19 protein-coding genes and 1 pseudogene are annotated in these 26734 nt (G+C 50.4%); 7 read left to right on the top strand and 13 right to left on the bottom strand.

Annotated elements, in window-relative coordinates; all coding sequences use genetic code 11:
* Positions 1–23: 23 nt before the first annotated feature.
* From H9644_RS06105 to H9644_RS06125, 5 genes are all read right to left on the bottom strand, one after another.
* The gene (locus H9644_RS06105; protein WP_191773774.1) at positions 24–884 is read right to left on the bottom strand and encodes an electron transfer flavoprotein subunit alpha/FixB family protein; all 861 of its coding nucleotides are present in this window, start codon (positions 882–884) and stop codon (positions 24–26) included.
* Entirely contained in the window at positions 881–1660 is a 780-nt protein-coding gene (locus H9644_RS06110) for an adenine nucleotide alpha hydrolase family protein (protein ID WP_191773775.1), read from the bottom strand. The genes H9644_RS06105 and H9644_RS06110 overlap by 4 nt, the downstream gene beginning before the upstream one ends.
* On the bottom strand, positions 1638–3059 hold the full coding sequence (locus H9644_RS06115) for an MFS transporter (protein WP_191773777.1): 1422 nt from the start codon (positions 3057–3059) through the stop codon (positions 1638–1640). The genes H9644_RS06110 and H9644_RS06115 overlap by 23 nt, the downstream gene beginning before the upstream one ends.
* A gap of 21 nt (positions 3060–3080) precedes the next feature.
* Positions 3081–4535: an FAD-binding oxidoreductase gene (locus H9644_RS06120; protein WP_064528154.1), complete on the bottom strand. Its 1455-nt coding sequence runs from the start codon at positions 4533–4535 to the stop codon at positions 3081–3083.
* A gap of 69 nt (positions 4536–4604) precedes the next feature.
* Positions 4605–5390: an SDR family oxidoreductase gene (locus H9644_RS06125; protein WP_137566600.1), complete on the bottom strand. Its 786-nt coding sequence runs from the start codon at positions 5388–5390 to the stop codon at positions 4605–4607.
* Between the two features lie 318 nt (positions 5391–5708).
* Here H9644_RS06125 and H9644_RS06130 point away from each other — a divergent pair, with 318 nt between their 5' ends.
* Both H9644_RS06130 and H9644_RS06135 read left to right on the top strand, forming a co-directional pair.
* The gene (locus H9644_RS06130) at positions 5709–6986 is read left to right on the top strand and encodes an MFS transporter (RefSeq protein WP_064528160.1); all 1278 of its coding nucleotides are present in this window, start codon (positions 5709–5711) and stop codon (positions 6984–6986) included.
* 26 nt (positions 6987–7012) lie between these two features.
* Entirely contained in the window at positions 7013–8491 is a 1479-nt protein-coding gene (locus H9644_RS06135; protein ID WP_064528163.1) for an FGGY-family carbohydrate kinase, read from the top strand.
* Between the two features lie 299 nt (positions 8492–8790).
* Here H9644_RS06135 and queE read toward each other — a convergent pair whose 3' ends face one another.
* Positions 8791–9462: a 7-carboxy-7-deazaguanine synthase QueE gene (gene queE, locus H9644_RS06140; protein ID WP_064528168.1), complete on the bottom strand. Its 672-nt coding sequence runs from the start codon at positions 9460–9462 to the stop codon at positions 8791–8793.
* 172 nt (positions 9463–9634) lie between these two features.
* On the opposite strand from queE, the gene H9644_RS06145 reads away from it, so the two are divergent.
* From H9644_RS06145 to H9644_RS06160, 4 genes and pseudogenes are all read left to right on the top strand, one after another.
* Entirely contained in the window at positions 9635–10237 is a 603-nt protein-coding gene (locus H9644_RS06145) for a LemA family protein (RefSeq protein ID WP_064528171.1), read from the top strand.
* A gap of 13 nt (positions 10238–10250) precedes the next feature.
* A pseudogene (locus H9644_RS06150) lies at positions 10251–10922 on the top strand (TPM domain-containing protein); the annotation flags it as partial.
* 236 nt (positions 10923–11158) lie between these two features.
* Positions 11159–12307, top strand: a complete 1149-nt coding sequence (locus tag H9644_RS06155; protein ID WP_064528177.1) for a TPM domain-containing protein — start codon at positions 11159–11161, stop codon at positions 12305–12307.
* Complete coding sequence (locus H9644_RS06160) at positions 12304–13206, top strand: TPM domain-containing protein (RefSeq protein WP_123057964.1); 903 nt, start codon at positions 12304–12306, stop codon at positions 13204–13206. Before H9644_RS06155 ends, H9644_RS06160 begins: the two co-directional genes overlap by 4 nt.
* A gap of 59 nt (positions 13207–13265) precedes the next feature.
* On the opposite strand, the gene eno is transcribed toward H9644_RS06160, so the two are convergent.
* The 5 genes from eno to rlmD form a co-directional block, all read right to left on the bottom strand.
* Positions 13266–14564 carry a phosphopyruvate hydratase gene (gene eno, locus H9644_RS06165; protein WP_064528183.1) on the bottom strand — a complete coding sequence of 433 codons (1299 nt, stop codon included), beginning with the start codon at positions 14562–14564 and terminating at the stop codon, positions 13266–13268.
* A gap of 87 nt (positions 14565–14651) precedes the next feature.
* Positions 14652–16289 (bottom strand): glutamine hydrolyzing CTP synthase, encoded by a 1638-nt coding sequence (pyrG, locus tag H9644_RS06170; protein WP_064528186.1) that lies wholly within the window; start codon positions 16287–16289, stop codon positions 14652–14654.
* A 227-nt stretch (positions 16290–16516) separates the two neighbouring features.
* The gene (mazG, locus tag H9644_RS06175) at positions 16517–17308 is read right to left on the bottom strand and encodes a nucleoside triphosphate pyrophosphohydrolase (protein ID WP_001071626.1); all 792 of its coding nucleotides are present in this window, start codon (positions 17306–17308) and stop codon (positions 16517–16519) included.
* A 94-nt stretch (positions 17309–17402) separates the two neighbouring features.
* Positions 17403–19637, bottom strand: a complete 2235-nt coding sequence (gene relA, locus H9644_RS06180; protein ID WP_064528189.1) for a GTP diphosphokinase — start codon at positions 19635–19637, stop codon at positions 17403–17405.
* A 47-nt stretch (positions 19638–19684) separates the two neighbouring features.
* Positions 19685–20986, bottom strand: coding sequence for a 23S rRNA (uracil(1939)-C(5))-methyltransferase RlmD (rlmD, locus tag H9644_RS06185; protein WP_191773785.1), 1302 nt, complete (start codon positions 20984–20986; stop codon positions 19685–19687).
* Positions 20987–21042: 56 nt separating this feature from the next.
* Here rlmD and barA point away from each other — a divergent pair, with 56 nt between their 5' ends.
* Entirely contained in the window at positions 21043–23799 is a 2757-nt protein-coding gene (gene barA / locus H9644_RS06190) for a two-component sensor histidine kinase BarA (RefSeq protein ID WP_064528194.1), read from the top strand.
* A gap of 233 nt (positions 23800–24032) precedes the next feature.
* Here barA and gudD read toward each other — a convergent pair whose 3' ends face one another.
* Positions 24033–25373, bottom strand: a complete 1341-nt coding sequence (gene gudD, locus H9644_RS06195; protein WP_064528197.1) for a glucarate dehydratase — start codon at positions 25371–25373, stop codon at positions 24033–24035.
* Between the two features lie 20 nt (positions 25374–25393).
* Complete coding sequence (locus tag H9644_RS06200; RefSeq protein ID WP_191773787.1) at positions 25394–26734, bottom strand: enolase C-terminal domain-like protein; 1341 nt, start codon at positions 26732–26734, stop codon at positions 25394–25396.

A 26734-nucleotide genomic window follows, 5' to 3' on the forward strand; every position in this document is an offset into this window, starting at 1 on the left:
TCCACGCCGCATCCGGCTGTATGTTATTGGCAATCTGAGTGAATATTTGCCACCAATGCCTCCAGCACGGCTTTCCAGTCATCCACCACACCAACATCTGCCTGTGAAAATACCGCCGCGCTGACGTCATGATTAATAGCCACCACAAACTTGCTATTGCGTACTCCCGCCATTAACGCTGCCGCACCGGATGCGCCCGCCACAATGCAAACATCTGGCGCCAGCAGATGCCCGGAAATACCAATGACCTTTTCGGCATCAAAACCACCGTTCATCACTCGCGCCCGACTGTAGCCCACTTCTGCTCCCAGCTTTTCAGCCAGCATAGCGATTTCCTGGCTATCTGCCTCGCCGCCCTGCCCCACCACCAGTACTCGTCTGGCCTCAGCTAATGGGTCACGGGTAACATTTTTCAGGTTTTCTATACCCACCAGCCAGTCGGGAAGCGCTCCGGGAACAATATTCAGTTGTTGCATACCTGATGGCAACGTGACGTTTTTCGCCACTCCAACCTGGCGCGTCAGGGAGATGCATAGCGGGCGTTTTTCTGTTTGCAGCGTCGCCGTTAGCGCATTTCCCCAGTGGGATTTGCGCACGCTTGCGGTCGGTATATCTAATGAAACCGCCTGGCAGACACTGGCTCCATGTAAACGCCAGGCCAGCCGGGTCGACAGTTCATCACCAAACGTTCCCGGAGGAAAGAGGACAACTTCAGCAGGCGTTCGCTGCCACTGTTCCACCAGCGCATCCAGCACCTGTTCCGCGACCATCGGCTGCGGCTCGATTTGCCAGTGGATTAGTGTGCTACCGCTGAAATCCTGCTCCGCCAGCCAGCTCGCTATTGCGGCATAATCCTGATTTATGGTCACTATTGCGATATTCATGGCTGCATCCTCTGGCACAAATAATCCCGCCACAGTTTTTGCGCTTTTTCTGCTACCGTTTGCCCATCAAGAAGCGTTGCACCGCGTCGTTGCTCTGGCCTTTCCAGCTGCAGGCACTGCATCGCTGGCGATTCGGCAGCAACAGTTTTGCGGATAATTTCCGCTTTCCCCGCCGCCATTCGCTGTCGCATTCCCGGTACTGGCAAAGCCACTTCACCGCACTGACGTACAGCAATCACCGCAGGCAAGCGGATACGGCAACAGCGCAGCCCGTTTTCAGTACGCTGTTCGAGAGTGATAAACAGCGCGTCGAGTGTAAAACGCTCCACCTGGGTGAAACAGGGCCAGCCCAGTATTTCCGCCAACAAAAATGGCGTTTGCCCGTTCTGCCCTTCGCTGCTTTGGCAGCCGGTAATGATCAGATCCAGCGGATTCTGGCGCTGCCATTCGGCAATATGTCGGGCGACAAATTCCGGCGCAAAACGCAGATCTGCCGCCGTCTCCAGCAATACAGCTTCCTCAACCCCAAGAGCCGTAAGATAACGCAGCCAGTGCAACGCCCGTTCATCGCCTATGCTTAACGCGGTTAAAGACATCGGCGTGCCGTTTTTTCTCTGCGCCAACAGCAGCGCGGCAGCGGCCTGTTCATCAGCACCGAGTAAACTTCGCAGCAGCGAAACATCCGGTCCGCTATTACCCTGAGCCGCCGCCTGCCACTCTTTTTCCGCCAACATCCCGGCATCCGGTTCGGCTTTAAACGCTAACAGAATGTTCATTCACACCTCCCTGTCGTTGCTCTACATTTCCCGCCGCCACCAGCGGGAGAGCTTTAGTTTCTGGCGCCCATAGCCAGGTCACAACAAAACCAACCAACAACACTGCCGCCAGGAGCAATAAGGTAACTTGCATTCCCCACTGCGCCAGCACCCACGGCAGCAGGCCAGTACTTACCGCCGCCCCCAACCGACTCATGGCGGTGGCAAAACCGACGCCTAACGAGCGAATGTCGGTAGGAAAACTCTCCGCAGGCAAAATGCCCACCAGATTACTGACCGCCGAAATGGTGGTACTGAAGAGAACAAAAAGCAGCAGCGTTAACGAGCTACCGGAAGGCAAACAGGCCATCACCATCAGCGTTGCCGCCAGTAGCAAAAAACTTCCCAGCAAAAATTTGCGATGGGCCAGCAGGTGCGTCAGAACTAATCCCAGTAGCGCGCCAACAATCAACAACGCATTAAGCATCAGGCTGGCAGTCAGCGCATCATCCAGACCAATAGTCTGGGCGATGGTCGGCAGCCAGGTATAAATAACAAACCACGGGATCACCAGGCAGACAAAGAACACGCTGTTAAACGCCGTGCGTCGCCAGTAGCGCGAAGAGAACAAAGTTTTGATGTGTTTATGGGTCGCCGTTGCGACTTCATCGCCCAATAAAACATGGGGACCAAAATAGCGATGCACGATAGCGTGAGCTTCTGCAAAACGTCCCTGGCGTAGCAGCCAGCGTGGCGATTCTGGCGTTCCCCAGCGTAATAACGTAATCAACAATGCGGGCAGAGCTGCCGATGCCAGCAGCCAGCGCCAGGCCTCCGGGTTTTCGGAAATAAAGTGATGTCCGGCAATACTTGCCAGCACATAGCCTACGGTCCACACCACGCTGAATGCACCCAGCAAAATACCGCGATGGCGGCGCGGGGAAAATTCAGCCAGCAAGGTGTGACCTACTGAGTAATCGCCTCCCAGACCAATGCCGATCAAAATGCGCAGCCCAATCAGCTGTTCTGGCGTAGTGGCGAAATATTGCAAAAACGAGGCGAACGTAATCAGCATAAAGCTGAAAGTGAAGATTTTTTGCCGACCAATATGGTCGGAGATCCAGCCCAGAACCAGGCTGCCGATAAACAGGCCAAGGAGCGCCGAGCCCCCTATCATTCCCGCCATAAACGGCGTCAGTTGCATGGCTGGAGTAAGCTGAATAATGGCGTAACCAATGACGCCAAGAACATAACCGTCTGTCAGGTGCGCGCCGAAAGTGAGCGCAGCAATTCGACAGTGAAAACGGTTAAGCGGTAAATCATCCATTCGCACCGGTGAAGTGTTCATCTTTACCCCTTCATTGTCCGGTAATAAGAACGGCTTCCCGGTTGAGAAGCCGAAAAGGCAACGCCCCGTCATTACGGAACGCTGCCTGACACATTATTTTTCAATCGGATAGATAGTACCCGTGTTCATAATGCCGTTAGGATCAAACTGTTTTTTCAGCCCTTCCAGCAACGCCCATGCGCTACCATGTTCCAGCTTGCTCCAGTGAACGCGATGTTTACCAATGCCGTGGTGGTGCACCATCGAACCGCCGAGGCGAATAGTTTCTTCGCAGATAATTTTGTTGAGCGGATTGTGGTACTTGTCGATTTCCTCTTCCGGCTTGCAGTCAACAACGTTGTAGTCGTAGACGAAATACATGTTGGTGCCGTTCTGGTAGCTGTGAGAGGAGTGACCGCCCAACATAGTGATGTCGTCGGCGTGGGGGAATTCAGTACGAATACGGTTTATAACGCTTTCGTAGATTTCGTGGATGCAGCTCCAGCAGCCGGAGACTTCGGTGGTAAAGCCCATGTTGCCGGTTTTGAGGATCTGCACACGTTCGGCAGCCACTTTATCTGGTCCCCAGTTCAGATGATTAAACCAGGTTTCGATAAGTTTGCTGTCCACGCGCTGGCATTGCGGGTAGCGGGCAACGATTTCTGCAATCCCTTCGCCCGTGGCCTGTGCGATGCGCGGATTGCCTTCAGCCATAAAGATCAGCACGCATTTACCATCGGCAAAATGGGTGAAGTGTTGTGTGCCATCTTCAGCGTCATACAAACGGGCAATCGACGGACGATACCCTTCCACCATGATTTCACGCAGGATGTTGAAGCCGGTTTTCATGTCTTCCAGGATATAGCCGTAGAAGAGGTTGTTTTCCGGGGTGAATTTAAAGATTTTCACTGTTACTTCAGTGATATAGCACAGTGCGCCTTCATTGCCGATGATGATGTGACGAATGTCGGGGCCAGCCGCGCGACGCGGCACGTTTTTAATGCGTGTTACGGTGCCATCTGCCAGTACCGCTTCCAGGCCAACGACCATATCCTCAATTGCGCCGTAGAGTGTGGAGAATTGCCCGATACTGCGGGTTGCCACCAGGCCGCCCATCTGCGCCAGCGGTTTTGACTGCGGAGAATGCCCCGTGGTGTAGCCTTTTTCACGCAACGCGTTTTCCAGCACTTCCAACGGAACACCGCATTGCGCCGTGGCCTGCATATTCTCAATATCAATATTAATGATTTGATTCATTGCAGAGCCGTCAAGCACTACCGAGTTTTCCACAACGGTTTCCAGCCCGCCTTCGGTCGCGGAAGCGCCGGTACGCGGCACACCGTTAATCTTGTGCGCATTCATAAAATTCAGCACACGGGATACTTGCTCTGTAGAGCCAAGTTTTACGACTGCTGCCGGAATAGGCAAAGTATAAATACCATGAATATCCGGAAATTTGCGAAAACGGTCAATACTGTTTTTCTTTAATACCGTTTCATCGGTAATTACGCGATCTGCACCAACAATTTCCTTTAGCTGGTCGACAATCGCTGCACGAGATAAAGACATAGTAATTCCTTCCTGATAATAAAAATGGAATGGTCATTAATAAAAGAAAGCAGAAACCACCGTTATGGATTAGCGCACTAAATAACCGCCATCGACCACTAATAAATGCCCGTTAACATAATTTGAAGCCGGGCTTGCGAGGAACACGGCTGCGCCCATTAAATCCTGAGTATCGCCCCAACGGTTTGCTGGAATATGATCAAGAACGCGCTGGTTAGTCTCTGGATTACTACGGGTCGCCAGGGTGATATCGGTAGCGTAATATCCAGGAGCAATACCATTCACCTGAATATTATATTGGCCTAATTCATCGCAATAGGCTTTGGTGAATCCGGCAAGGGCGTGTTTAGTTGCAGAATATGCGGGTGACCATTGGCCACCTAAGTAAGAGAACAATGAACAGATATTAATGATTTTACCGCTTTTCTGCGGGATCATAATTTTTGCTGCTTCATAGCTTAACTCGAATGCGGCGGTCAGATTCACATCAATCATTGGATCCCAGTCGGCACGACCGAAGTCCAGCACCTTATTCAGCTTACAAATACCGGCATTGTTAACCAGAATATCGACTGTGCCGAAACGCTCACAGCAGGCAGCGATAATCTTCTGCGGCACGCCTTCTGCGGTGATATCCACCTGCATGAAGTCCACTTCAACACCCTGTTTTTCAATCATTTCCTTTGTTTCGCCGTTATCTTTGACGAAGCTTGGAATAAAAATATTTGCACCTGCTTTGGCCAGCGCCATTGCAAATGCCTGGCCTAAACCGCTATTCCCGCCGGTAACAATTGCTGTTTTACCTTTCAGGGAGAAAAAATCCATTGAGAACGCATTGAGAGATTCGATTGACATAGTTAGCTCCAATTTCCGTAAGGCAAAAAAAAAGAAAGGTAACTTCCCCCGCGAGAGGGAAGTTACCTTTCTCATTATCTCTGGTAACTGGAGATAATTTTTAGCATAAGGGCATAACTGCTAATGTGATCGTAATCACAGAGTGTTGTTCGTATTATCAAATAGTTTTAAAAAGCAGAAGCGTGATTACTCTCACACAACACCTTTTCTTTCCATGTTATTTCTTATTGCAATTACTAGAGAGCTGAGAAAAGTAATCCACCTGAAAGGGCGGCTTACTTTTCTCTTTTTTTTGTCTATTATAAATGGGAATACGATATGCAACACAACTCATATCGCCGTTGGATAACCCTCGCGATAATTAGTTTTAGCGGCGGAGTTAGTTTTGACCTGGCTTATTTACGTTATATTTATCAAATTCCCATGGCGAAATTTATGGGATTCAGCAATACCGAGATAGGTTTAATAATGAGTACCTTTGGTATTGCGGCTATTATTCTTTATGCCCCCAGCGGGGTTATTGCCGATAAATTTTCACACCGCAAAATGATTACTTCCGCGATGATCATTACCGGATTGCTGGGTCTGCTAATGGCAACGTATCCACCACTATGGGTAATGCTCTGTATTCAAGTCGCCTTTGCGATAACGACGATTTTAATGCTGTGGTCGGTGTCGATAAAAGCCGCCTCATTGCTGGGCGATCATAGCGAGCAAGGGAAGATCATGGGCTGGATGGAAGGGCTACGTGGCGTTGGTGTAATGTCGCTGGCGGTGTTTACCATGTGGGTCTTTTCTCGCTTCGCTCCGGATGACAGCGCCAGCCTGAAAACGGTCATCATCATCTACAGTGTGGTATACATGCTGCTGGGGGTTTTGTGCTGGTTTTTTGTGAGCGATAACAACCAGTTGCGCAATACCAACAACGAAGATAAACAGTCATTCCAACTTAGCGACATCCTGGCCGTGTTGCGTATCAGCACCACCTGGTATTGCAGTATGGTCATTTTTGGCGTCTTCACTATCTACGCCATCCTGAGTTACTCCACTAACTATCTCACCGAGATGTACGGCATGTCGCTGGTGGCGGCAAGCTATATGGGGATTGTGATCAACAAAATCTTCCGCGCCCTGTGCGGCCCACTTGGCGGCATCATCACCACCTACAGCAAAGTGAAATCCCCTACCCGTGTGATCCAAATCCTTTCCGTGGTCGGTTTGCTGGCATTGATTGCCCTGCTGGCGACTAACTCTAATCCGCAATCTGTCGCGATGGGGATTGGCCTGATTTTGCTGCTGGGATTCACCTGCTACGCCTCACGCGGGCTTTACTGGGCCTGCCCCGGCGAAGCGAGGACACCGTCTTACATTATGGGAACCACCGTGGGGATTTGTTCGGTGATTGGTTTCCTGCCAGATGTCTTCGTTTACCCGATTATCGGCCACTGGCAGGACACCCTGCCCGCAGCAGAAGCCTACCGTAACATGTGGCTGATGGGCATGGTGGCGCTCGGCATGGTGATCGTCTTTACCTTTTTGCTGTTCCAAAAAATTCGTACTGCTGATAGCGCCCCCGCAATGGCTAACAGCAAGTAAGCCCCAAAAATTACAGGAGAAAAATCATGTCGAAAAAATACATCATAGGGATTGATGGCGGAAGTCAGAGCACAAAAGTGGTGATGTACGATCTGGAAGGTAACGTGGTTTGCGAAGGCAAAGGCTTATTACAACCGATGCACACGCCAGATGCCGATACCGCAGAGCATCCTGACGACGATTTGTGGGCATCATTATGTTTTGCCGGTCACGATTTAATGAGCCAGTTTGCCGGGAATAAAGAAGATATTGTCGGCATCGGACTGGGATCAATCCGTTGCTGCCGCGCGTTATTGAAAGCCGATGGCACGCCTGCCGCACCGTTGATTAGCTGGCAGGATGCCCGTGTCACCCGCCCTTACGAACATACTAATCCTGACGTGGCGTATGTCACCTCTTTTTCAGGTTACCTGACGCATCGCTTAACGGGCGAATTTAAGGACAATATCGCTAACTATTTTGGCCAGTGGCCGGTGGATTATAAGACCTGGGCATGGAGTGAAGATGCTGCGGTAATGGAGAAGTTTAATATCCCCCGCCAGATGCTTTTTGATGTGCAAATGCCTGGCACCGTCCTTGGGCATATCACACCGCAAGCCGCGCTCGCGACGCATTTCCCGGCTGGACTGCCCGTAGTTTGTACCACCAGCGATAAACCAGTAGAAGCACTGGGAGCCGGGTTACTGGATGATGAAACGGCGGTGATTTCTCTTGGCACCTACATCGCGCTGATGATGAACGGTAAAGCACTGCCGAAAGATCCGCTGGCGTACTGGCCGATTATGTCTTCTATTCCGCAAACGTTGCTGTATGAAGGTTATGGTATCCGCAAAGGCATGTGGACAGTGAGTTGGCTGCGCGACATGTTGGGCGAGTCGTTAATTCAGGATGCCAAAGCCCAGGATCTTTCACCGGAAGATTTACTCAACAACAAGGCATCTTACGTGCCACCAGGTTGTAATGGGCTGATGACGGTGCTGGACTGGCTGACCAATCCGTGGGAACCGTATAAACGCGGGATTATGATCGGTTTTGATTCCAGCATGGATTACGCATGGATTTATCGTTCGATTCTGGAAAGCGTGGCGCTGACGCTGAAGAACAACTACGACAATATGTGTCATGAAATGAATCACTTTGCGAAGCATGTGATCATTACTGGCGGCGGTTCGAACAGCGATCTGTTTATGCAAATTTTTGCCGATGTGTTCAACCTTCCTGCACGACGTAATGCTATTAACGGCTGTGCAAGCCTGGGAGCAGCGATCAACACGGCTGTAGGGCTTGGTCTGTATCCGGATTACGCAACGGCTGTCGACAAAATGGTTCGCGTGAAAGATATCTTTATGCCGATTGAGAGCAATGCCAAACGCTACGATGCGATGAATAAAGGCATTTTCAAAGAGTTAACCAAACACACTGATGTGATCCTGAAAAAATCGTATGAAGTGATGCATGGTGAGCTGGGGAAAACGGACGCTATTCAAAGCTGGTCGAATGCATAAGTGGAGAGAACGGGCGGGAAACTGCCCTGAACATACCTGAATGGTTATCCCCGCTGACGCGGGGAACTCTCTAAACATAATCTATTATTAATTAATGATTTTTTAAGCCAGTCACAATCAACCAAACTCCAACGTAATAATTTTCACTCCTACGAAAATTAACGCCACAGAATTTGTAGAGAATGACAATGATTAGTCCAGGATGGGCAAAATGGATGAGTTTTTAGAGGTGACAAACAATATAAATGAGTGGAGTTCTTTACAGGTTCCACCCATTTATAACGCTTATAAATGTTTAATCAGGCAATATTTAAATATTTATGCGTTTGCATAGACAAACGCCAGTTGCGCGCAATGCAGGTATCGATACATAAACGCGTAGCATCTTCCTTCTGGCTAATTGGCTGAAGTGCAATGACTCGCGGTTTATCATCGGTCAGCGTCGCCAGCAATTCATCCAGTGCTTCGATATCACGTACGCGTCCAACGGGGTGTTTGATTTCGTTAGCTCGCTCCAGTGCTTGCGATAACACCTCATAGCCGCCACGCATGTTCAGCTTTGGCGACACGGTGACCCAGGTATTCGGCGTACAACGCACTTCATGAGTACCGCTGGTTTCTATCTGGCAACTAAAACCGTTCTTTTCGAGCAGGTCTGTCAGTGGCAGCAAATCATGAATACAAGGTTCACCCCCCGTAATCACCACGTGACGCGCGGTGTATCCCTGACGACCAATGACTGCGAGCAAGTCTTCACTGCTTGCTGCTCCCCACTTATCACTCTCTTTCGTTTTACCCAGAATGCTGAAAAGTGAGACTTCCCGATCCTCAAGCTTTTCCCATGTGTGTTTGGTGTCGCACCAGGCACAGCCGACCGGGCATCCCTGTAAACGAATAAAAATAGCGGGGACGCCGGTAAAGTAACCCTCACCTTGCAGGGTCTGGAACATCTCGTTAATCGGGTACTGCATAGCATTCTCTGTAAAGTGGATAATTGTTAATTATTGCAGATCTCGCCGCAATATTCATGCTTTATTAACATTCTGTTACAGGCAGGTTTAACGTAAAAAGTGGCTCAGATCATTAAGAATAAAGTGAAACGGCGTATTATGTTTTAAAGGATTAAATAAAAGGAATTTAAACATGTTTAGAATATTCATCGTATTTATATTTATTTTCAATTTATCAGGTTGCGGTTATAACGATATTCAAACCTATGATGAACAGGTCAATGCCTCCTGGTCAGAAGTATTGAATCAGTATCAACGCCGTGCCGATCTTATTCCTAATCTTGTCGCCAGCATTAAAGGTTATTCCAGCCATGAAAAAGAGGTGCTGGAGGCCGTTACGTTAGCTCGTAGTCAGGCTAATCGTGCCAGCAGCGATCTTCAACAAACGCCAGAAGATGAGCAAAAATTACAAGCCTGGCAACAAGCTCAGGCCCAGGTGACTCGCACTCTCGGGCAGTTAACGATTATTAGTGAGCGTTATCCAGAATTAAAGGCCCAGGAACTCTATCAAAATTTAATGGTACAACTCGAAGGAAGCGAAAATAGAATTGCTGTCGCGCGAGGAAGATATATTAAAGCCATTGAACAATATAATGTCACCATCCGCAAATTTCCCGCTGTATTAACGGCAAAGGTCATGGATTACACACCAAAGAAAAATTATTTGCCGGATGATGTCGCCGCAGTAAGTAAAGCCCCGACAATAGATTTTAGCCAGAATACTAATACTCATTAAGCAGAGAAGTCATATGCGATATTTTATCTTTCTTATGGCTTTCTTCTGTTCATCTGCGTTTGCCACGCAAATTCCAGTACCTGAAATACCCAAGTATGTGAATGACTTAACTGGCACATTGACGAACAACGAAGCAAACACCCTGACCAACCAGATTAAAGCCCTTACGCAAAAAAGCCAGGCGCAACTGGTCGTGTTAGTGGTTGAAACAACAGGTGATGAAACCATTGAACAGTACGCAACGCGGGTATTCGATAGCTGGAAACCGGGTGATAAAGACCGCGATGATGGCGTACTGCTGTTAGTCGCCTGGCAGGATCATACCGTGCGTATTGAAATCGGTTACGGGCTGGAAGGCGTTATTACAGATGCGCAGTCCGGGAAAATTATTCGCAACAGTATTATTCCGGCATTTAAAAATGGCGACCTGGCTGGCGGCTTGCAAAAGGGGATCAGCGATATTGAAAGTCGTCTGACGGGGAATGATTTAGCAACGATAACACCGACCGATCACCCTTTGCCCTTTAGCGGTTGGTGGGCTTTGTTGGCCTGGGCGATAGTACTGACCTTTATTTCCGCCAGGGGATATATCAAAACGCTGGGATTGATTTGCTTCGCAGCTGTTGTACTAGCCTTTGTTTTACCTATTGCCGGTTTCAGCGGAAGCTGGGGAGTGCTCGCAACATTACTCTGCTTCGCCACACCATTTCTGGTTGTCGCCATCGCCTTTACCCCTTTCGGCAGAAAAGTGCGTGATTCAATGCGTAATGCCAACCAGCCATCACGTCATACCAGAAGCAATTCTAACTACAGAGATTCGTCGTCATCATCCTCTTCTTTCGACAATGACAATTTCAGCGGTGGCGGCGGTTCATCTGGTGGCGGTGGCGCTTCCGGGCGCTGGTAACGAAAGGAATTGCTATGCGTATTTTTATCCTGATTCTGGCGCTATTCGGTTTTCCTGTATTCGCTGAACAAGTGCCATATGTAACGGACTTGACCGGGACGTTAACGCCAGAGGAACAAACTGCTTTAACTCAACAATTACAGACTCTTGAGCAGCAAAACCACTTCCAGGTAGCAGTGTTGGTTGTGCCGACCACAGGGGGCAAAAACATTAAACTTGCAGCCTCGCAGAGCTACGGGGTATATCACTGGAAACCCGCTGGAGAGAAGCGGTACGGCGAAGGTATCCTAATTCTCGTCGTTTGGCCGGAAGGGCAGTCGTCAATGAAGATTGGACATGGACTGGAAGAAATGTTGCCACCGGAACAAGCTTCGCAAATTGTTCGTTACCGTATGCAATCAGGGTTTGAAAAAAACAATCTCTTTGCTGGATTAACGGGCGGAATTGAAAGCATCGCACAGTTTACCCATATCAAAGCGAACCTTAGCCCTTTGGATGCTTTAGCCAATCATCTGTTTGCTAATCCGCAACGTTCGCTGCCATGTCTTGCCTGGACACTGCTGATGATCGTTGCCATCGTTGTCCTCTGGCGATTTGCCAGCCGCCCAGGGCGTGGCATATGGATGATATCGATGATTACCCCTATGGTCTGGTTTTTCTCCTTTCAGGACGATGTCATCATTCGGCGGGTATCGGTCGTTTGTTTTAGTTTATTGTTAGCAGCAACCTGCAAGCAGCGTCTCGCGGTAGTTTTTAATATGTGCCGCGTATTTCCTATGATGCTGGCCCCAAAAAATAAAAACGCTAAAGTGAAAAAACAAAAGAAGACTCCGCAGGTTCGTGAATCAGGACGAAATTCATTGTTTGTCGTGATGCTGATAATTATTGTGGGATGGTGCCTGGTGTTCGCCAGTAATAAAGATATTGCATTCATCTCAACAATTATTGGGCTAATTGATCATTTTATCGGCCCAATAACCATTGCTGGCATCGTTCTGCTGATCATTGTGGCCAAATTTACTGGCAATCTTAAACTGGGGGCAGGAGAAAAAAGCAACAGGAAAACGGGGAATCGTAATGCTCATTCTCGCTCTTCGTCGAGAAATTCTTTCCGCGGTGGTGGTGGTTCTTCAGGAGGCGGCGGTTCATCCGGCCGTTGGTGATCGTAATGCGCTTAATCTTTATTCTACTTGCTTTGTGGAGCCTTCCCGGGCTTGCCCAGCAAATTGCTGTGCCGGAGCTGCGCCAACAGGTGACCGATATTACTGGTACGTTAAGCACGTCTGAACAGCAATCGCTAACACAGCAGCTGCAGGATATTACACAGAAAACACGGGCGCAGGTCGCTGTATTAATAGTGCCATCCACCGAAGATGATACCATTGAACAGTATGCAACGCGCGTTTTTGATAGCTGGAAGTTGGGCGATGCACAGCGTAACGATGGTATTTTACTCCTGGTCGCCTGGGAAGATCATACTGTTCGTATTGAAGTGGGCTACGGGCTGGAGGGCGTTGTTACTGACCTACAAGCTGCGAAGATTATCAGTGATATATTGATCCCCGCGTTCAAAAACAATGATCTTATGGGAGGGTTAACACTGGCCAGCGAAAATATCGGCGCGCTTCTGTCGAACGGAGAATTACCGGAAGGCAGGGGAAATCATTACAGTATCAAAACACCAATTCCATTATCGGTCGCTGTAATTATTTTACTGGCTGTACTTTCGTATTTTATTATTTTTACCGAACCATCAAATTTACCGTGGATTGCACTCACCGGCGCAATTTATGGGATGGTATTCCTCTATGTTGCAGAGCCAGGGCCATGGACATTTTTAATCGTTGCCTGCGGTATGTTAACGCCTTTTGCGATCGTACCACTGCTTATCTTCTGGCTTCTGGTGAATAAAAAGTTACGCGCCAAATACAAGAAACTCGGTAAAGAAAGAGCTTCAAGAAAAGGTTCTTCTTCATCCTCTTCCGGTGGAGGCTCAAGTGGCGGCGGATTTAGCGGCGGTGGCGGTTCTTCTGGCGGGGGCGGCGCGTCCGGTCGCTGGTAGCTCAACCATAAAAAATGCCAGCCCGAAGGCTGGCATTTTTAAATCAGATAAAGTCAGACTTATGCCTGGCCTTTGATCTCTTTACGACCGTTGTACGGAGCTTTTTCGCCCAGAGCTTCTTCGATACGAATCAGCTGGTTGTATTTAGCAACGCGGTCAGAACGGCTCATAGAACCAGTTTTGATCTGGCCTGCAGCAGTACCAACAGCCAGGTCAGCGATGGTAGCGTCTTCAGTTTCGCCAGAACGGTGAGAGATTACTGCAGTGTAGCCAGCGTCTTTCGCCATCTTGATTGCAGCCAGAGTTTCGGTCAGAGAACCGATCTGGTTGAATTTGATCAGGATGGAGTTAGCGATACCTTTTTCGATACCTTCTTTCAGGATCTTGGTGTTGGTTACGAACAGGTCGTCACCAACCAGCTGGATTTTGTCGCCCAGTACTTTGGTCTGGTATGCGAAACCGTCCCAGTCAGACTCGTCCAGACCGTCTTCGATAGAAACGATCGGGTACTGTTTGGTCAGTTCTTCCAGGAAGTGAGTGAATTCTTCAGAGGTGAAAGCTTTGTTGCCTTCGCCAGCCAGAACGTATTTACCGTCTTTGTAGAATTCAGAAGCTGCGCAGTCCATCGCCAGAGTGATGTCTTTGCCCAGTTCATAGCCAGCAGCTTTAACAGCTTCAGCGATAACAGCCAGAGCTTCAGCGTTGGAACCCAGGTTCGGCGCATAGCCACCTTCGTCACCAACAGCAGTGTTCATGCCTTTCGCTTTCAGAACTTTAGCCAGGTGATGGAAAACTTCAGAACCCATGCGGATGGCTTCTTTTACAGTTTTCGCGCCAACCGGCTGAATCATGAATTCCTGGATATCAACGTTGTTGTCAGCGTGCTCACCACCGTTGATGATGTTCATCATCGGAACCGGCATGGAGTATTTGCCCGGAGTACCGTTCAGTTCAGCGATGTGCTCGTACAGCGGCATACCTTTAGCAGCAGCGGCAGCTTTGGCGTTAGCCAGAGATACAGCCAGGATTGCGTTTGCGCCGAAGTTAGATTTATTTTCGGTGCCGTCCAGGTCGATCATGATCTTGTCAATGCCAGCCTGATCTTTGGCATCTTTGCCAATCAGTGCCTGAGCGATCGGGCCGTTAACCGCAGCAACAGCTTTGGTTACGCCTTTGCCCAGGAAACGGGATTTGTCACCATCGCGCAGTTCCAGTGCTTCACGGGAACCAGTAGAAGCACCTGACGGAGCAGCTGCCATACCGACGAAACCGCCCTCCAGATGTACTTCGGCTTCAACAGTCGGGTTACCACGGGAGTCGATGATTTCACGACCGATGATTTTTACGATTTTGGACATTAGGTTTTCCTCAAGTCACTAGTTAAACTGAAACTCCAGACAAACAACGCGTACCCAGGGTACGCGTTGCCGTTCTAACTTTTTTACTTACTTCGCCTGACGTTTCTGGAACTCGCTGGCGGCTTTTACAAAGCCAGCAAACAGCGGGTGGCCATCACGTGGAGTAGAAGTAAACTCCGGATGGAACTGACAAGCCACGAACCACGGGTGATTCGGAACTTCGATGATCTCGACCAACTGATCATCCCCGGAACGGCCCGCAACGCGCAGACCTGCATCTTCAATCTGTTTCAGCAGCATGTTGTTGACTTCGTAGCGGTGACGATGACGCTCAACAATTGTCGGCGCATTGTACAGCTGGCGAACCAGGCTATCGTCAACCAACTGGCACTGCTGCGCGCCAAGACGCATAGTGCCACCGAGATCGCTCTTCTCGCTACGAACTTCAACGTTGCCGTTTTCATCGCGCCACTCGGTAATCAGCGCCACAACCGGGTACTTACAGTCTGGCACAAATTCCGTAGAGTTGGCGTTCTCCATATTGGCAACATGGCGAGCGTAATCAATTAACGCCACCTGCATACCCAGGCAAATGCCCAGATAAGGAATATTGTTCTCACGCGCAAAGCGCGCGGTAGTAATCATGCCTTCTACGCCACGATAGCCGAATCCGCCAGGTACGAGGATCGCGTCCAGACCTTTGAGGATTTCAACACCACGCGTTTCAACATCTTGTGAGTCGATCAGTTTGATGTTGACGCTGACACGATTTTTCAGCCCGCCGTGTTTCAGTGCTTCAATCACTGATTTATAAGCGTCCGGCAGTTCAATGTACTTGCCGACCATACCGATAGTGACTTCACTCACCGGATTCGCTTCTTCAAAGATAACCTGTTCCCATTCAGACAGATTCGCTTCCGGGCAGTTCAAGCTGAATCGTTTACAAATATAATCGTCCAGCCCCTGAGATTTCAACAGGCCCGGAATTTTATAGATGGAATCGACGTCTTTCAGAGAAATAACCGCTTTTTCCGGAACATTACAGAACAATGCAATCTTCGCACGTTCGTTCGCCGGAACGGCGCGGTCAGAGCGGCAAATCAGGATGTCAGGCTGAATACCGATGGAGAGCAGCTCTTTTACAGAGTGCTGAGTCGGTTTAGTTTTGACTTCACCAGATGCTGCCATATACGGCACCAGCGTCAGGTGCATAAACAGTGTGTGTTCGCGGCCAATTTCAACAGCCAGCTGGCGAATCGCTTCGAGGAACGGCAGGGATTCAATGTCACCTACAGTACCGCCGATTTCGACCAGAACCACGTCGTGGCCTTCGCCACCCGCAAGAACGCGTTCTTTGATAGCGTTAGTGATGTGCGGAATAACCTGTACGGTTGCGCCAAGATAGTCGCCACGGCGTTCTTTACGCAGAACGTCAGAATAGATACGACCTGTGGTGAAGTTGTTGCGGCGGCTCATTTTGGTACGAATGAAACGCTCGTAGTGCCCCAGGTCCAGGTCGGTTTCAGCGCCGTCTTCAGTAACGAACACTTCCCCGTGTTGGATTGGGCTCATAGTACCTGGATCGACGTTGATGTACGGATCCAGTTTCATGATGGTCACATTGAGGCCACGGGCTTCAAGAATGGCTGCGAGGGAGGCTGCGGCAATGCCTTTACCCAGAGAGGATACGACCCCGCCGGTCACAAAAATATAGTTCGTTGTCATGCTGAACCTGAGAAGTTAGGTTGAAAAGACGATGGAATAACCAGGACGGGAAAGCAGTATACCCGAACATGACCTGTGCCACAAACTTTCATTATCCCTCCTCTTCGCCAGCGCACAATTGAAATCAGGAGTGAGAAAATAGCCCCTTTGGGGTAAATGTTTTTGACGCAAATCAAGCGCTTGTCATTTAAAAAATGACACAAAAGGCGCTTGACCGCGTAAATTCCTTAGAGATCAATTTCCTGTCGTTTTACCTGCTGCCAGACTTCTTCCATTGTTTCGAGATCAACGCCTGTCATTTCCAGGCCTCGCGCGGCAACAATCCTTTCCACTTCGCGAAAACGACGCTCGAATTTTTCGTTCGCTTTTTGCAATGCGATTTCTGCTTTCGTCCCTAAATGGCGAGCCAGATTAACCGTTGCAAACAGCAGATCGCCCATTTCCTCCTCCAGTTTAGCCTGGTCGACAACAGCCTGCCGCGCCTCGTACATCACCTCGTCGATCTCTTCGTAGACTTTATCGACCACCGGGCCAAGTGTCGTCCAGTCGAAGCCAACGTTGGCGCAACGTTTCTGGATTTTTTGTGCACGCATTAAGGCTGGTAAACTGCGAGGAATGTCGTCCAGTGCCGAATGCTGCGCTTTCTGTGCGCGTTCTTCGGTTTTAATCTGCTCCCAACGGGCGAGAACTTCACTGCTATTATCGGCAGAACTGTCAGCAAAAACATGCGGATGGCGGCGTTCTAGCTTATCGCTAATCGCGGCGCAGATATCATTAAAATCAAAGCGCCCTTCTTCCTGGGCCATTTGCGCGTAAAACACCACCTGGAACAGCAGATCGCCGAGCTCACCGCGCAGATCGTCAAAATCTTCGCGTGCGATGGCATCCAGCACTTCGTAGGTTTCTTCAAGGGTATAAGGTGCAATAGAGGCGAATGTCTGCTCTTTATCCCACGGGCAGCCGTTTTCCGGATCGCGCAGGCGCTGCATAATAGTGAGCAAACGGTCGATTTGATTCATTGGAATGTCCTGAAAATTGCGGGTCTGTCAGGTGTAACACCCTCGAGCAAAGATATCGCCGGATGCGGCTGACGCCGTATCCGGCTACGTAAGATTAATTCCCGTGCAGTCGACGCGCGTCGATAACATCCGGCACCTGATTGAGTTTACCCAGCACGCGTCCCAGCACCTGCAGGTTATAAATCTCAATGGTCATGTCGATAGTTGCCAATTGCTGTTTGGTATCGCTACGGCTGGCAACGCCAAGCACGTTCACCTTCTCATTGGCGAGAATTGTAGTGATATCACGCAACAACCCACTACGATCATTCGCCAACACGCGAACCACCAGCGAATATCCGGCGGAGTAGCTCTCGCCCCATACGGCGTCAACAATGCGTTCTGGCGCATGGGAGCGCAGTTCCACCAGTTGTTCACAATCGGCGCGGTGCACAGAAATACCGCGTCCCTGGGTAATGAAGCCAACAATCTCATCACCCGGAATCGGCTGGCAGCAGCGCGCGATGTGGTGCATCAAGTTGCCGACGCCTTCAACCACTACGCGACCGTTATCTTTACTGCGGTTTTGCGGCGTGTAACTTTTTTGCTGAAGCTGCTTCAGCGCGGCAGCATCCTGCTCTTCCGCGCTCGGCTTATTAAATTGCGATTGCAGGAAATTCACCATCTGATTGAGCCGGATATCCCCGCCCCCAATCGCCGCCAGCAACTCGTCGACATCATTGAAGTTGTAACGCGGCAGCAGGTGTTTTTCTGCTTCCTTCAGGCTGATCCCCAGATGTTCCAGTTCGTCGTCAAGGATTTGTCGTCCAGCCAGAATGTTTTTGTCACGATCCTGTTTACGGAACCAGGCGTGAATTTTCGAACGCCCACGGCTGGTTGTGACATAGCCCAGGTTTGGGTTTAACCAGTCACGGCTGGGGTTAGGCTGTTTCTGGGTGATAATTTCAATCTGGTCACCCATCTGCAACTGGTAAGTGAACGGCACGATACGCCCGCCAATCTTGGCGCCAATGCAGCGGTGCCCGACATCGCTGTGGATGTGATAAGCGAAATCCAGCGGCGTTGATCCCGCTGGCAAATCAACGACATCACCTTTCGGCGTAAAGACGTACACCCGGTCGTCAAAGACCTGGCTGCGGACTTCGTCGAGCATTTCGCCGGAGTCGGCCATCTCTTCCTGCCACGCAATCAGTTTACGCAGCCAGGCAATCCGGTCTTCGTGTCCCGAACGCGCCCCGCCAGCAGCCGCACCTTCTTTGTATTTCCAGTGCGCAGCAACGCCCAGCTCTGCATCTTCATGCATCTGTTTGGTGCGGATTTGGATCTCAACGGTTTTGCCACCCGGCCCCAGTACCACAGTATGAATAGACTGATAGCCGTTTGGTTTCGGGTTTGCGACGTAATCATCAAACTCATCCGGCAAGTGACGATAGTGAGTGTGCACTATCCCCAGCGCGGCGTAGCAGTCCTGTAAACGCTCGGCAACAATACGTACTGCGCGGACATCAAACAGTTCGTCAAAGGCGAGATTTTTTTTCTGCATTTTGCGCCAGATGCTGTAGATGTGTTTTGGGCGTCCATACACCTCAGCTTTAACGCCTTCAGCTTTCATCTCTGCACGCAGATGACCAACAAACTCTTCAATGTAGTGTTCACGATCGAGACGGCGCTCATGCAGCAGTTTGGCGATGCGCTTGTATTCGGTCGGGTGGAGATAACGGAAGCAGTAATCTTCCAGTTCCCATTTCAGTTGCCCAATCCCAAGACGGTTTGCCAGCGGCGCGTAGATATTGGTGCACTCTTTTGCTGCAAGTACGCGTTCATCTTCCGGCGCGTCTTTTACTTCGCGCAGATGGGCAATTCGCTCCGCCAGTTTGATGACCACGCAACGGAAATCATCGACCATCGCCAGCAACATCCGGCGAACATTATCGACCTGTTCGGAGGAAACAGAATCAGTGTGCGTAGCTTTTAGCTGGCGGATTGCCGCCATATCGCGCACACCGTGAATAAGATTAACGACCGACTTACCGACGCTCTCGCGCAGTACATCTTCGCTGACTACATTGGCATCAGCCAGAGGGAACAGCAGCGCCGCTCGCAGCGTGTCTATGTCCATACTTAATGTCGAGAGAATCTCCACCATCTCGACACCACGCCACAACAGCAAACTGGCATCCGGATGCCCCTGCGTCTGCTGCAGACAATACGCCCAGGTTTCGGCTAAGCACTCACACGACTTCTGGCTGGCAATCCCCAGACTTGCGATCCATTTGTCCGGATCAAATTCACCAGCCTTATTGATATGTGCACTTCTTACCGCAACCATTGTCCTCTCCTTTAGGGACCTGACCTGCCGAAATCAGCAAATCGGAACTATTTAACGCGCGAAAAAAGCACCATCGACTCCAGATGCCCCGTGTGTGGGAACATATCCAGCATCGCCAGTCGCGCAATGGTATATCCTGCTTTTAATAACGCCTCGCTATCCCGAGCCAGCGTCGCAGGGTTACAGGATACATAAACTATACGAATGGGTTCCAGTTTTATAATTTGCTGCATGACGCCAGCAGCCCCTGCTCGCGCTGGATCCAGTAACACTTTGTCAAAGCCGTTTTTAGCCCACGGCTGCTTTGTGACATCATCTTCAAGATTTTCATGATAAAACGTCACATTTTGTAAACCATTAAGTCGCGCATTTTCCTGACCTTTTTCCACCAGCGCCGCAACACCTTCTACACCCACCACGCTAGCCGCTCGTGTCGCTAATGGCAGTGTAAAGTTACCCATGCCACAGAACAGATCCAGCACGCGATCGTCAGGTTGCACGTCCAGCCATTCCAACGCACGCGCTACCATTTTCTGGTTCACGCCAGCGTTGACCTGAATAAAATCACGCGGGCTAAAAGTTAAACGCAACCCGTTTGAATCATACCAGGGCATCTCGCCAGAGACGGTTTCGAGTATCTCACTATCAGGGGCGAGAAACAGATCCAGGCCTTCAGAATGCGAAAAGCGTTCCAGTTTTTCACGATCTGCCGAACTTAGCGGTGCGGTATGGCGTAAAATCATCAGCGTGCCGCTGGTTGCCTGCACCAGTTCAACGTGGCCAAGATGGCGCATGGCTTGTAAGCTGGTCAGGCATGCCCTGACCTTGGGCAGCAATGCTTCAAGTTGGGGCACTAAAATAGGGCATTGCTTAACATCGACAATGTCACTGGAACCCGCTTTGCGAAATCCCATCTGTAATTGTTGTGTTTTCGGCTGATAGTTCAGGCTTAAGCGCGCGCGACGGCGATAGCCCCAGGGAACATCGGCGATCACTTCAGAGACGTCGTGTTTCATTAGCCGGGCGAGTGCCGCACTTTTGCTTCGCTGCTGGAGTTCGATGCTGGCGTGTTGTTGCTGGCAGCCACCGCATACGCCAAAATGAGGGCAGCGTGGCGTTTCGCGTTCAGGGCTATCGCTTAATCGGCGTACGACTTTAGCGCGAGCATACTGTTTTTTATCTTCAGTAACAGTCACTTCCGCGTTTTCCTGCGGCAATAATCCAGGAATAAATAACGCTTTGCCGTTATGTCGCGCCACGCCCTGACCAAAAGAGTCGAGGTCATTGACTGAAACGGTTATGATCTGACGCGTCGTCGTGCGTCGTTTTGCAGAGTAGAATTGCGCCATTGGCGAGACTTTCTCAATTTAACAGTGTGACCTTAATTGTCCCATAACGGAACTCCATGACCAACTACAGCCTGCGCGCACGCATGATGATTCTGATCCTGGCACCGACCGTCCTTATTGGTTTATTGCTGAGTATCTTTTTCGTCGTGCATCGCTATAACGACTTGCAGCGTCAACTGGAAGATGCCGGTGCCAGCATTATTGAGCCGCTTGCAGTTTCTACTGAATATGGCATGAGCCTGCAAAATCGCGAATCTATCGGTCAGTTGATAAGCGTTTTGCATCGTCGCCATTCTGATATTGTTCGCGCCATTTCAGTTTACGATGAGAATAACCGACTCTTTGTCACCTCCAATTTTCATCTCGACCCTTCATCAATGCAGCTCGGTAGTAACGTGCCATTTCCGCGCCAGCTCACTGTCACACGTGATGGCGATCTTATGATTTTGCGTACGCCGATTATCTCCGAAAGTTATTCTCCCGACGAATCGCCCATTAGCGATGCTAAAAATAGTCAGAATATGCTGGGGTATATTGCCCTTGAGCTGGACCTTAAATCGGTGCGCTTGCAGCAATATAAAGAGATTTTTATTTCCAGCGTGATGATGCTGTTTTGTATTGGTATTGCACTTATTTTTGGCTGGCGACTCATGCGCGATGTAACCGGCCCGATTCGCAACATGGTGAATACTGTCGACCGCATCCGCCGAGGGCAACTCGACAGTCGGGTGGAAGGTTTTATGCTCGGCGAGTTGGATATGCTGAAAAACGGCATCAACTCGATGGCAATGTCTCTGGCGGCTTATCACGAAGAGATGCAGCACAATATCGACCAGGCGACGTCGGATCTGCGTGAAACGCTGGAGCAGATGGAAATTCAGAACGTTGAGTTGGATCTGGCGAAAAAGCGCGCCCAGGAAGCGGCGCGTATTAAGTCCGAGTTTCTGGCGAATATGTCACATGAGCTGCGCACGCCGCTGAATGGGGTTATTGGCTTTACCCGCCTGACGCTGAAAACAGAACTGACGCCGACCCAACGGGATCACCTGAACACGATTGAACGCTCGGCAAATAACTTGCTGGCAATTATTAATGATGTTCTCGACTTCTCGAAACTGGAAGCAGGCAAGCTGATTCTGGAAAGTATTCCGTTCCCGCTGCGCAGCACGCTGGATGAAGTGGTGACGCTACTGGCACATTCTTCTCACGATAAAGGGCTGGAATTGACGCTCAATATAAAGAGCGACGTGCCAGATAACGTGATTGGTGACCCACTGCGTTTACAGCAAATCATCACTAACCTGGTGGGGAATGCGATTAAATTCACCGAGAATGGCAACATCGATATTCTGGTGGAAAAACGTGCGCTGAGTAATACCAAAGTTCAGATTGAAGTGCAGATCCGCGATACCGGTATTGGTATTCCTGAACGCGATCAATCGCGCCTGTTCCAGGCCTTCAGACAGGCAGATGCCAGTATTTCACGCCGTCATGGCGGCACCGGGCTGGGGCTGGTGATTACGCAAAAACTGGTTAATGAGATGGGCGGAGATATCTCGTTCCATAGCCAGCCGAATCGTGGTTCAACCTTCTGGTTCCATGTTAATCTCGATCTGAACCCGAATATTATTATTGAAGGACCATCCACCCAGTGCCTCGCTGGCAAACGCCTGGCTTATGTCGAACCGAACTCGGCTGCCGCGCAGTGCACGCTGGATATTTTAAGCGAAACACCGCTTGAGGTGGTCTACAGTCCAAGCTTCTCGGCACTTCCTCCCGCGCATTACGACATGATGTTGTTAGGGATTGCGGTGACTTTCCGCGAACCGCTAACGATGCAACATGAACGGTTGGCGAAAGCGGTGTCGATGACCGATTTTCTGATGCTCGCCCTTCCTTGCCATGCACAGGTTAATGCCGAAAAGCTCAAGCAAGATGGTATCGGCGCGTGTCTGCTGAAACCCTTAACGCCTACGCGCCTGTTGCCTGCACTGACGGAATTTTGCCATCAAAAGCAAAACACGCTTTTGCCTGTTACTGATGAAAGTAAGCTGGCAATGACGGTTATGGCTGTTGATGATAACCCAGCAAACCTGAAACTTATCGGCGCATTGCTGGAAGATATGGTGCAACATGTGGAGCTTTGCGATAGCGGGCATCAGGCGGTTGAACGAGCGAAACAGATGCCGTTCGATTTGATCTTAATGGATATTCAAATGCCGGATATGGACGGCATTCGGGCGTGTGAACTCATCCACCAGCTTCCGCACCAGCAACAAACGCCAGTCATCGCGGTGACTGCACATGCGATGGCTGGGCAAAAAGAGAAATTACTTGGCGCGGGGATGAGCGATTATCTGGCGAAACCGATAGAAGAAGAGCGATTGCATAATTTGCTGCTGCGCTACAAACCCGGCAGCGGCATTTCTTCCCGCGTTGTGACACCTGAAGTGAACGAAATTGTGGTGAACCAGAATGCGACTCTGGACTGGCAACTGGCGCTACGCCAGGCAGCTGGCAAAACCGATCTGGCGCGCGATATGCTGCAAATGTTGCTCGATTTCCTGCCAGAAGTTCGCAACAAAGTTGAGGAACAACTGGTTGGGGAAAATCCGGAAGGCCTGGTTGATTTGATTCATAAACTGCATGGCAGTTGCGGCTATAGCGGTGTGCCGCGTATGAAGAATCTCTGTCAACTTATCGAACAACAGCTACGAAGCGGTACTAAAGAAGAAGATTTGGAGCCGGAGCTTCTGGAACTGTTGGACGAGATGGATAATGTGGCGCGCGAAGCCAGCAAAATTCTCGGGTAATAAATATTCTACCGAGTAAAAACCGGCTTCTTATGAAGTCGGTTTCAGATTGGTGATAAAGTGCCTGTGTTTATGCCGGATGCGGCGTTAACGCCTTATCCGGCCTGCAAAACCATTCAAATTCAATGAATTAAAAAAGAATTTAGGCCAGATAAGCGTAGCGCATCAGGCAATTTTGCGTTTGTCATCAGTCTCAAACCAGCTCCTGGCAGAGCCGGTTTTTGTTTTCTGCCTTAACGCACCATGCACGGACGCTTGTTATCGAACGTCCAGCCAGGGATCAGGTACTGCATTCCTATCGCATCGTCACGCGCACCAAGCCCGTATTTCTGATACAACTCGTGCGCTTTCATCACCTGATCCATATCGATTTCTACGCCCAACCCCGGTTTTTCAGGCACCTGTACCAGACCGCCTTTAATCTCAAACGGTTCTTTGGTCAGGCGCTGATTTCCTTCCTGCCAAATCCAGTGCGTATCAATAGCAGTAATTTTACCCGGTGCAGCAGCGGCAACATGGGTAAACATCGCCAGAGAAATATCGAAGTGGTTGTTAGAGTGTGAACCCCAGGTCAGTCCAAATTCATGGCACATTTGCGCCACGCGCACTGAACCTTGCATCGTCCAGAAATGCGGGTCCGCCAGCGGAATATCGACTGATTGCAGAGAGAGAGTATGGCCCATCTGCCGCCAGTCGGTGGCGATCATGTTGGTTGCGGTCGGCAGACCTGTCGCGCGACGGAACTCTGCCATCACTTCACGTCCGGAGAAACCCTGCTCCGCACCGCACGGGTCTTCTGCATAAGCCAGCGAACCTTTCAGGTACTTACCAATTTTAATCGCTTCATTCAGCGACCAGGCACCGTTAGGATCGAGTGTAATACGCGCCTGTGGGAAGCGTTTCGCCAGCGCTACGATAGACTCAGCTTCCTCTTCACCAGCCAGTACCCCGCCCTTCAGTTTGAAATCGTTAAAGCCATATTTTTCATACGCCGCTTCAGCCAGGCGCACCACCGCTTCCGGCGTCATGGCTTCTTCGTGGCGCAGGCGATACCAGTCGCATTTGTCATCCGGCTGGCTTTGATACGGTAACGGTGTGGCTTTGCGATTACCGACAAAGAACAGATACCCCAGCATTTCCACTTCGCTACGCTGTTGACCATCGCCCAGCAGCGACGCCACGTTAACCCCAAGGTGTTGTCCAAGCAAATCCAGCATTGCCGCTTCGATCCCGGTTACCACGTGGATAGTGGTACGCAGGTCAAAAGTCTGTAAACCGCGCCCGCCAGCATCACGATCGGCAAAAGTGTTACGTACCAGCGTCAGAACGTTTTTGTATTCACCCAGCGTTTTCCCCACCACCAGCGGAATCGCATCTTCCAGCGTTTTACGAATTTTCTCGCCGCCGGGGATTTCTCCTACGCCGGTATGACCGGAGTTATCTTTAATGATCACAATGTTACGCGTGAAGAATGGTGCGTGTGCGCCACTCAGGTTCATCAGCATACTGTCGTGACCCGCTACCGGGATGATCTGCATTTCAGTAACAACAGGCGTCGTAAATTGAGAACTCATATTTATGTCCTTATTCAAAATCAATGACGGCCGAAAACGGGACGTTTACGGTCAAAGGTCCAGCCAGGGATCAAGTATTGCATCGGCCCCGCGTCGTTACGCGCGCCGCCAGGCAGACGTTTATAGGCTTCATGCGCCTTCTGTACCTGTTCCCAGTCCAGTTCCACGCCCAGACCGGGCGCATCAGGAACGACTATTTTTCCGTTTTTAATCTCCAGCGGATTTTTGGTCAGGCGGCAATCGCCCTCCTGCCAAATCCAGTGGGTATCGATAGCAGTAGGATTACCCGGCGCTGCCGCCCCCACATGGGTAAACATCGCCAGAGAGATATCGAAATGGTTGTTGGAATGACAGCCCCAGGTCAGCCCCCAGTCGTCGCAAAGCTGCGCCACGCGGACTGCACCGGAAAGCGTCCAGAAATGCGGGTCGGCAAGCGGAATATCTACAGCATTGAGCATCACCGCATGACCCATTTCGCGCCAGTTGGTGGCGATCATGTTGGTCGCGACGGGCAAGCCGGTCGCTCGCCGAAACTCCGCCATCACTTCACGCCCGGAGAAGCCCTGCTCTGCGCCGCACGGATCTTCGGCGTAGGTGAGAACATCATTCAGCCCCTTGCACAGAGAAATGGCTTCATCAAGCAGCCATGCACCGTTGGGATCAACGGTAATTCGCGCATCCGGGAAGCGTTTCTTCAACGCGCGAACGGTGTCGATTTCCTGCTCGCCGGGTAATACGCCACCTTTAAGTTTGAAATCTTTAAAACCGTAGCGATCCTGCGAGGCTTCCGCCAAACGCACAACGGCTTCGCTGTTCATCGCTTTCTGGTGACGCAACTGATACCACTCGTGGTTGCCTGGAGTACAGTCCAGATAAGGAAGATCGGTTTTAGTCCGATCACCGATATAAAACAGATAACCGAGGACGGTAATAGCGTCGCGTTGCTTGCCTGGGCCTAGCAGTTCACAGACGGGAACATTCAGCGCCTTACCTAACAGGTCGAGCAAAGCGGCTTCCAGCGCCGCCACGGCATTAACGCGCAATTCAAAGGTCCAGGCCCCTTTGCCGAAGGTATCAAAATCGGCGGCCTGATTGCCTTTATGCACCTGCTGGACCACTTTATTCAGTCGCGCGACTTCCTGGCCCAGAACCATCGGAATAGCATCGACAAGCGTCTGATAAATCACCTCTCCGCCCGGCGCTTCACCAATGCCGGTATTTCCGGCATTATCGGTGAGCACCACGATATTGCGGGTGAAGTATGCGTTATGCGCACCACCAATATTAAGCAACATGCTGTCATGTCCAGCGACCGGAATGACTTTCATATCAGTAATGACTGGACTGGATTGTGTCGTCAT

The organism is Escherichia whittamii, assembly GCF_014836715.1.
Taxonomy (GTDB): Bacteria; Pseudomonadota; Gammaproteobacteria; order Enterobacterales; family Enterobacteriaceae; genus Escherichia; species Escherichia whittamii.